An 8,359-nucleotide genomic window follows, 5' to 3' on the forward strand; every position below is an offset into this window, starting at 1 on the left:
CCGGCAGCCGTTCGGACGCCGTGAGCGCCGATTCGCCGGCCTATGAGCTAGGTCGGATCAGCCGATGGTCGCTAGAGCACGAGGGGGTCCGTCCGTAGGCTGCCGGGGATGGATGCGCACGATGTCCGACAGCGGCAGCCGACCGGGATGGCGACCTGGCTGGTCCCCGTCCTGTTCTGGCTGTACTACCTGACCCCGCTGCTGCGACCAGGTCACGAGAATCCGATTGCTTTGTGGCTGCTCAGCGTGCTGCCGCCCGCCGCCGCGTTGGCGATCCTGCCGCTGCGGCGCCGGTTCCCGACCGGGGTGGCGCTGACCATGGGCGGACTGTTGTTCCTCAGTCCTGGGGTGATCGGTGCCGCGTTCGTGACCCAGGCGTCGCTGGCCCGGCGCACCCGCTCGGCCGCGATGGTGCTGTTGTCGGGTCTGTGGCTGATCGCCGCCAAACTGCTGGAGTTGCTGGTCGGGCCGGCGTCGGGGGAGTGGAGCGGCGCGCACTGGGTGGAATCGACCATCGCCGTGACGGGGCTGGTGATCGCGACCCTGGTCGGCTGGCTGGTCCGCAGCCGGGAATCCGAGTCGCAGAGCCGGGTGGACGCCGACCAGGCCCGGCATGACGCGGAGTTGGCCCGGATCGAGCAGGCCAGGCTGGCCGAACGGGAGCGGATCGCCCGCGAGATGCACGACGTGCTGGCGCACCGGCTGTCGTTGGTCAGCATGCATGCCGGAGTGCTCGCCTTCCGCGACGACCTGGGGCCGGAGGAGACCCGCGAGACGGCGCGGCTGATTCAGCGCAACGCGCGACAGTCCCTGGACGAGTTGCGGATGGTGCTGTCCAGCCTGCGGGGTGCGGACGCCCCGCCGGAGCCTCCGCAGCCGACGGTGGCCGAGCTTCCGGTGCTGATCGCGGACCTCGGCTCCGACCAGCAGATCGAACTGTCGCTCGGCGTGGAGCCGGACCGAGTTCCGGCGCGGGTCAGCCGGACCGCCTACCGGATCGTCCAGGAGGCGCTGACCAACGCCCGCAAGCACGCTCCCGGTGCCCCGGTAGTGGTGTCGGTTACCGGTGTGCCCGGCGACAGCTTGGAGGTGCGGGTCAGCAATCCGCTGGCCGATCTGGCGCTCCCGGATCGCACCGGCAGCGGTTTCGGGCTACTCGGCGTCACCGAACGGGCGGCGTCCGTGGGTGGCTCGGCGAGCTACGGGGCGATCGACGGCGGGTTCACCGTGACCGCGTCGCTGCCCTGGGAGGATGAGGCATGATCTCGGTGCTGCTGGTGGACGACGACCCGATGGTGCGCACCGGCCTGCGGATGATCCTCGCGGCCGACCCGGAGCTACGGGTGGTCGGCGAGGCAGCGGACGGCACCGAGGCGCTGCGCTTGATCGGTGAGCTGACACCGGACGTGGTGCTGCTCGATATCCGGATGCCTGTTTTGGACGGCCTGGGCGTGCTGGAGCGGCTCGGGGCGGCGTCCCACCGGCCGCGGGTGTTGGTGCTGACCACCTTCAACACCGACGACTACGTGCTGCGGGCGCTGCGGCAGCAGGCGCAAGGGTTCCTGCTCAAGGACGCCGATCCTGCCGACCTGCTGGCCGCGATCAGGGCCATGCAGCGCGGCGAACCGGTGCTGTCGCCGGCGGTCACCTCGACCGTGATCGCTGCAGCCACGGCGTCCGAGCAGGCGGCGCCCGCGCTGCGCGAGGTGGCCGACTCGCTCACCGAGCGGGAGCGGGAGATCGCCGTGCTGCTGGCCCAAGGCCTCACCAACGCCCAGATCGGCACCCGGCTGCACCTCAGCCTGGCCACCGTGAAAGCCCATCTGACCAGGCTGTTCGTCAAACTCGGCACCGACAACCGGGTCTCGGCGGCGATGGCCATCCGCGACGCCGGCCTGCTCGACTGACCCACCGCGACGGGCAAGCTGTGATACTCGACCATGGCCACTCCCGAAGCACCCGACGCCGCCCCCGCGGGAACCGACCAGCCTGACCCGCCCGCCCCCAGCACCGGGGGAGTGGGCAGTCCCGAGTCGCCAACGCGGCCCGACCCTGCGGAGACCGCCCAGCCGGACGTTGCTGAGGACTCGGCCGAGCCGGACATTGCCGTGGACTTGGCCGAGCCGGACGTCGCTGAGGACTCCGCCGACCTGCCCGAGACGGGCGAGCAACCCGTCGATGCGGATCCGGGCGGTGAGGCCGAAGAACAACCCGCTGGGCTCCAAGAGGCCGATGACGTCCCCGGCCCGGCGCTCGAAGCGGTTGCGCTCAGCGCCGGCGGCAGCACGCCGCTGGACCTGGTCGCCCGTCCCGGTGAGCTGACCCTGTGGCCCGGCGACGACAGCCGGGGGACAGCCGAGTTGGCGCTGGCGCTCAGCGGACGCTTCCGTCCGGTCACCGGGACGGTGCGGCTGCTCGGCCGGGAGACAACACCGGCGCTGCTGCGCCGCCAGGTGGTCCCGGCCCGGGTCGAGGAGGCCATCGAGGCCGAGCCGCGGCTCACCGTCGGTGAGTACCTGACCTCCTGCGCCGTCCTGCACGGCAGCCGGCACAACCGGCTCGACGGTCCGCAGGCGCTTGCCGACGTCGGCTACCAGGGCGCGGCGCACGTGCCGATCGACGAACTCGGGCCGGCGGACGCCGTCCGAGTGGCGGTGGCGGGCGGCCTGCTGGCGCGTCCGGTGGCGGTGATCGTCGACCGCGTCGACCGGGGTGTGAGCGCCGACGACTGGCCGGGGCTGGTCGCCGACCTGCACCGCGCCACCGAACTGAGCGGGGTGGCACTGATCGCCTCGCTCATCCGAGCAATGGAGGTGGACCGATGAGGCAGATCTGGAATCTGACACTGACCGAACTGCGGCGTTTCCGCGGCCCGCTGCCGGTGCTGTCGGCGATCTTCCTGGTGTGCGTGCCGCTGCTCTACGGCGCGATCTACCTGTGGTCGAACTGGGATCCGTACGGCCGCCTGGATCGGCTGGAGGTGGCGGTGGTGAACCTGGATCGTCCGGTCACCGTCGAGGGCACCAAGGTGCAGGGCGGGCAGGACCTGGTCGACCAGCTCGCGGCCGACACCTCGTCGTTCACCTGGCGCCCCACCGACCCGTCGACGGCAGCGGCCGGTGTCGCCGACGGCCGCTTCGCCTTCAGCATCACGGTGCCGGCGAACTTCTCCGCCGACCTCACCTCGATCGCCACCTCGCAGGAGCCGCGGCGGGCACGGGTCGACATCGCCTTCGACAACTCGCAGGGCTACATCCTGGGCATCATGGCCGAAACCGCCGAGAAGGAGTTGCAGTCGCAGCTCAACGCCGCCGCGGTGAAGTCCTATGCCGATGCCGCACTCGGCTCGGTCGGCACGCTGCGCAGCGGACTTGCCGAAGCCTCGAAGGCGTCGGCGACCCTGGCCAGCGGCGGGCAGAAGGTGGCCGACGGCGTCCGAACCATACGGGACAAGGTGGTTCCGGTGGTGAACCGGGCGTCCGGAACGTTGCGCCGCTCGGCCAAGGAGGCGGCCGGGGTCACCCGCGAGGTCGCCACCACCACGTCCGACATCGCCGCGCTGGCCAAGGACGGCAACGCCAAACAGCAGAAGGTAAAGGACGCCCTGGCCGCGCTGATCGCGGCCCATCCGGAGTTGGCCGATGAGGACGTGGTGAAGGACCTGCAGTCAGCGGTCGGCCGGGTCAGTGGGGTGACCGGAGAGGTGCAGCGGGTCACTGCCAGGGTCGCGCGCGACGCGTCCCGGGTCGCCGGTGTGGCGGCCGATGTAAACGCCCGCGTGCCCGAGATCCTGGCCGCCGCACAGACCGCCGTCGACCAGATCGACACGCTGAGTTCCGGGGCGCAGCAGGTGGCCGACGGACAACGCCGGCTCACCGCGGGGCTGAAGAAGGCGACCGATGCGCTGCCGAAGCTGTCCGCCGCCGAACGGGCGCGGGACGCGGACGCCGTCGCCAACCCGGTCCAGATCGAGTCCCAGGTCGCCCACCCGGCCACCTACTACGGACGCGGCCTGGCACCGTTCTTCTTCGGTGTTTCGCTGTGGGTGTTCGGGCTGGTCGCCTTCGTGCTGATGCGTCCGATCTCGAAACGCGGCATCGCCTCCGGCACCCATCCGGTGCTGGTGGCGCTCGGCGGATGGCTGCCGCCGGCCCTGCTGGGCTCGGCCGGAGCGCTGCTGTTGCTGACGGTCACCGATCTGCTGCTCGGGCTGGCGCCGGTCGATCTGGCCGCCACCGCGGGCGTCTCGGTGCTGGCGGTCTGCGCATTCACCGCGCTGGCCCAGGCGCTGCGGGTCTGGCTGGGACTGGTCGGCAGCGCGGTGATGCTGGTCATCCTGATAGTCCAACTCGGTGCCGCCGGCGGGCTCTACCCGGTGGAGGTGATGCCCACCTTCTTCCAACTGGCGCATCCGGTGGTGCCGATGACCTACCTGGTGGATGCGCTGCGAGTCAGCATCAGCGGCGGCCCGGCCGGGCAGCTGGCCACCGGTGCGTGGGTGCTCGCCGGCCTGTTGCTGGTGTCGGTAGCGGCGACCGCGTTGGGTGCCTGGCGACAACAGGTCTGGACGCCGGCCCGGCTGCATCCACCACTGGAGGGCTGACACCCACCCCAAACGCTCGCCGAACTACTTAGGGCTCGCTGAATTCGGCGAGCCCTGAATAGTTCGGCGAGCGCGGGGCGGATCCAGCAGCGAGGGACGGCGGTGATAGGGTCGGGCTGTGCATCGAACCGCTGACTGGCGCCTCCGCTGACGGCTCGATTGAATAGACCCGGCCGTCACCCTGCGTGGCGGCCTTTCGCATGTCCGGACGACGAACGAACGAGTGATTGACGATGACTGAAGCACTGCTCGACGACGCGGGCGACGAACTCGCGGCGTCCACCTCCGACGCCTCACTGCGCCGCACCGAAGCCCGCAGCGCCGCGATCGAACGCGAGATCGCCGCCGATCCGTCCAAGTTCCGGATCATGACCGGCGACCGCCCGACCGGGGCCCTGCACATCGGCCACTACTTCGGTTCGCTGGCCAACCGCGTCCGGCTGCAGGACGCCGGTGTCGAGACCATCATCCTGATCGCCGACTACCAGGTGATCACCGACCGCGACGGCACCGGCCCGATCCGCGAACGGGCGCTGGGCATGGTCGCCGACTACCTGGCGATCGGCATCGACCCGGCGCGCAGCACCATCTACGCCCACTCCGCCGTGCCATCGCTGAACCAGCTGCTGCTGCCGTTCCTCTCCCTGGTGACCGACGCCGAGCTGCGCCGCAACCCGACCGTGAAGGCCGAACTGGAGGCGACCGGCGACCGGCCGATGTCGGGCCTGCTGCTCACCTACCCGGTGCATCAGGCCGCCGACATCCTGTTCTGCAAGGCGAACCTGGTGCCGGTGGGCAAGGACCAGTTGCCGCACCTGGAGCAGACCCGGGTGGTCGCCCGCCGCTTCGACGAACGGTACGGACGGGCCAACCCGGCCGAGCCGGTCTTCCCGCAAGCCGAGGCGCTGCTCAGCAAGGCGCCCACCGTGCTCGGCCTGGACGGCACCAAGATGAGCAAGACCAAGGGCAACGTGATCGAGATCGGCATGGACGCCGACACCACCGCCCGGCTGATCAAGAAGGCCGTCACCGATTCGGACCGGCACATCACCTACGATCCGGCGAACCGGCCCGAGGTGTCGAACCTGCTGATGCTGGCCGCACTGTGCACCGACGGCGACCCGGTGGCGATCGCCGACGAGATCGGCGACGGCGGCGGTGGCGGCCTGAAGCGGGTGGTGACCGAGGCGGTGAACTCCTTCTTCGCCCCGATCCGCGCCCGACGTGCCGAGTTGTCGGCCGATCCCGGCTACCTGCTGTCGGTGTTGCGCGAAGGCAATGCGCGCGCGAATGCGATCGGTGAGGCCACCCTGGATGAGGTTCGGCAAGCCATGGGAATGGTGTACTGAGCCCTGCTCAGGCTGCATTCATCTGATCCCCAAGGTTCGTTCAGGCGATTCCCGTAGGGTGTTGCGAGCGTGCCGGACGGGTGCGCGAGAATTCGCGGTCCATCGGGCCGTAGGAAAGAAAGTCCGGGGGAATCAGATAATGACCGCGTTGCATTCCGCACGCCCGAAAACCACGCTGCGCCATCTGGTGCTCGGCATGCTGGTGATCGCGCTGTCCGCATTGGGCCTGGCCGCCGCCACACCGGCGTCCGCTGCCACCAAGACCCTCACCGGGATCGGTCCGGGTGAGGCCAGCGTGAGCTTGGCCAAGGGCATGTACGACGTGACGCTGACCTACTCAGGCAACGCCAACGGGGAAGATCCAGCCCTGTTCGGGGCGCTGCTGAACAGCGACAACGACACCGTGCTGGAACTTCTGGCCGTCGACCAGCGGACTGAGCATTCCACCCACAAACTCGTGCAGATCTTCCTGAAAACCAAGGTGACTTTCCAGGTGATGGACGCCGGATCGGACGCAGCCTGGACGGTCACCTTCGAATCGGTCGGCACCGACGGCGCGCCCGCCATGCCCACGTCAGTAAGTGGCGTCGGGCTGAATTCCTCACCGTTCTACCGGCTGAAAGCCGGCGCCTACCAAATGACCACCACGTTCGCCGGCAATGTGCGTCCCGAGGGCGAGACGGAGTGGAAGTTCAGCCTTGCGCTCTACGACGTGAACGGTGACGACCACGCCCTCACCAGCGGTTCCAAGACCAGTGGCACCGCAACCACGTCCTTCCGGGTCCCGCGGACGTCGGTGTACTGGTTCCACCCGCAGATCGCGTCCACCGACGCCACCTGGTCGGTGCAGATCACGACTCTGAAGCAGTTCACCAGCACGCCGACCCCGAAGATCTCGGGCACCGCGAAGGTCGGTAAGACGCTGAAGGCGAAGGCGGGCACCTGGAAGCCGTCCGGTGCCAAGTTCAGCTACCAGTGGTACCGCGGCAGCAGCAAGATCTCCGGTGCGACCAAGTCGAGCTACAAGCTGACCAGCAAGGACAAGGGCAAGAAGATCAAGGTGAAGGTGACCGGCAGCAAATCCGGCTACCTCAGCGTCGCCAAGACCTCCAAGACCACCTCGTCCGTCAAGAAGTAGCCGACGGTGCCCTACCGGAGGCGTTGATCAACGCGATCACCGCTGGTTGAGCTTGTCGAAACCGTTGCCAGAGGGTCTCGACAAGCTCGACCGGCGGTAGCCAGCGCGTCCCTTGCCGGCCCTACACGTTGCCCAGCGCCTCCTCCTCGGCACCGATGGTGGTGTCGTCGCCGTGTCCGGTCTTCACCACCGTGTCGTCGGGCAGCGGGAACAGCTTCGCCCTGATGGACGCCACCAGGGTGTCGCGGTCGCTGTAGCTGCGACCCGTCGCACCTGGTCCGCCCTGGAACAGGGTGTCGCCGGTGAACACGGTGCCCAGCGACGGCAGGTAGAGGCAGACCGCGCCGGGGGCGTGGCCGGGCGTGTGCAGCACCCGAATCGTCTCGCCGCCGACCGTGATCGTCTGACCGTCGGCCAGTGGGCCGTCCGGCGGCGTGTCATGGGTCAGGTTCCACAGCACGGCGTCGTCGGGGTGCAGCAGCACCGGCGCCTGGGTGACCCGGCCGAGGGTCGGTGCCCAGCGGACGTGGTCGTCGTGGGCGTGGGTGCAGACCACGGCCTTGACGTCGCGTCCGTCGATCAGCTTCACGATCGCCAGCGGATCGTGCGGTGCGTCGATGACGATGCATTCGGTGTCGTCGCCGACGATCCAGACGTTGTTGTCGACGTCGAAGGTCTCACCGTCGAGCGAGAACGTGCCGGACGTCACGGCGTGGTCGATGCGGACCGCCATCAGAACACCACCACCGAACGCAGCACGTTGCCACCGTGCATCTTCTCGAACGCGGCCTCGACGCCGTCGATACCGATCTCTTCGCTGACGAACGCGTCCAGCGGCAGCCGGCCCTGCAGGTACAGGTCGATCAGCATCGGGAAGTCGCGGCTCGGCAGGCAGTCGCCGTACCAGGAGGACTTCAGCGAGCCGCCGCGTCCGAACACGTCGAGCAGCGGCAGTTCCAGCTGCATCTCCGGGGTGGGGACGCCGACCAGCACCACGGTGCCGGCCAGGTCGCGTCCGTAGAAGGCCTGCTTCCAGGTCTCTGGACGCCCCACCGCGTCGATCACCACGTCGGCGCCGAAGCCTCCGGTCAACTCCTGGATGGCGGCCACCGGGTCGGTGCCGGAGCTGTTCACGGTGTGGGTGGCGCCCAGCCGGGTGGCGGTCTCCAGCTTGCGGTCGTCCAGATCCACGGCGATGATCCGGGACGCCCCGGCCAGCCGGGCTCCGGCGATGGCGGCCGCGCCGACCCCGCCGCAGCCGATCACGGC

At 69.4% G+C, this 8,359-nt stretch carries 8 protein-coding genes; 6 read left to right on the forward strand and 2 right to left on the reverse strand.

The features are described from left to right. The first annotated feature begins 108 nt into the window (after positions 1-108). The 6 genes from QM624_RS02950 (at position 109) to QM624_RS02975 (ending at position 7,090) form a co-directional block, all read left to right on the forward strand. The gene (locus QM624_RS02950) at positions 109-1,263 is read left to right on the forward strand and encodes a histidine kinase (RefSeq protein WP_415088625.1); all 1,155 of its coding nucleotides are present in this window, start codon (positions 109-111) and stop codon (positions 1,261-1,263) included. After that, on the forward strand, positions 1,260-1,907 hold the full coding sequence (locus QM624_RS02955; RefSeq protein ID WP_415088627.1) for a response regulator: 648 nt from the start codon (positions 1,260-1,262) through the stop codon (positions 1,905-1,907). Before QM624_RS02950 ends, QM624_RS02955 begins: the two co-directional genes overlap by 4 nt. A 33-nt stretch (positions 1,908-1,940) precedes the next feature. Then, positions 1,941-2,825, forward strand: a complete 885-nt coding sequence (locus tag QM624_RS02960) for a hypothetical protein (protein WP_415088628.1) — start codon at positions 1,941-1,943, stop codon at positions 2,823-2,825. Then, positions 2,822-4,603, forward strand: a complete 1,782-nt coding sequence (locus tag QM624_RS02965; RefSeq protein ID WP_415088629.1) for a YhgE/Pip family protein — start codon at positions 2,822-2,824, stop codon at positions 4,601-4,603. Before QM624_RS02960 ends, QM624_RS02965 begins: the two co-directional genes overlap by 4 nt. Before the next feature lie 233 nt (positions 4,604-4,836). After that, positions 4,837-5,952 (forward strand): tryptophan--tRNA ligase, encoded by a 1,116-nt coding sequence (gene trpS / locus QM624_RS02970; protein ID WP_415088630.1) that lies wholly within the window; start codon positions 4,837-4,839, stop codon positions 5,950-5,952. 139 nt (positions 5,953-6,091) lie between these two features. Further along, entirely contained in the window at positions 6,092-7,090 is a 999-nt protein-coding gene (locus tag QM624_RS02975) for a hypothetical protein (protein WP_415088632.1), read from the forward strand. A gap of 121 nt (positions 7,091-7,211) precedes the next feature. Here the strand turns inward: QM624_RS02975 and QM624_RS02980 are convergent, their stop codons facing one another. Both QM624_RS02980 and QM624_RS02985 read right to left on the reverse strand, forming a co-directional pair. Beyond that, positions 7,212-7,823: an MBL fold metallo-hydrolase gene (locus QM624_RS02980; RefSeq protein ID WP_415088634.1), complete on the reverse strand. Its 612-nt coding sequence runs from the start codon at positions 7,821-7,823 to the stop codon at positions 7,212-7,214. Then, positions 7,823-8,359: zinc-binding dehydrogenase (locus QM624_RS02985; protein WP_415088635.1), on the reverse strand; the 537-nt coding region annotated here is incomplete at its 5' end. The genes QM624_RS02985 and QM624_RS02980, both read right to left, overlap by 1 nt.

Source organism: Micropruina sp., assembly GCF_047606365.1.
Taxonomy (GTDB): Bacteria; Actinomycetota; Actinomycetes; order Propionibacteriales; family Propionibacteriaceae; genus Micropruina.

Excerpts from the sequence above, each read along its gene's own strand:
- QM624_RS02975 (WP_415088632.1), top strand. The coding sequence starts at position 6,092 with ATGACCGCGTTGCATTCCGCACGCCCGAAAACCACGCTGCGCCATCTG.
- trpS (WP_415088630.1), top strand. The coding sequence starts at position 4,837 with ATGACTGAAGCACTGCTCGACGACGCGGGCGACGAACTCGCGGCGTCC.
- QM624_RS02960 (WP_415088628.1), top strand. The coding sequence starts at position 1,941 with ATGGCCACTCCCGAAGCACCCGACGCCGCCCCCGCGGGAACCGACCAG.
- QM624_RS02980 (WP_415088634.1), bottom strand. The coding sequence starts at position 7,823 with ATGGCGGTCCGCATCGACCACGCCGTGACGTCCGGCACGTTCTCGCTC.
- QM624_RS02955 (WP_415088627.1), top strand. The coding sequence starts at position 1,260 with ATGATCTCGGTGCTGCTGGTGGACGACGACCCGATGGTGCGCACCGGC.
- QM624_RS02965 (WP_415088629.1), top strand. The coding sequence starts at position 2,822 with ATGAGGCAGATCTGGAATCTGACACTGACCGAACTGCGGCGTTTCCGC.
- QM624_RS02950 (WP_415088625.1), top strand. The coding sequence starts at position 109 with ATGGATGCGCACGATGTCCGACAGCGGCAGCCGACCGGGATGGCGACC.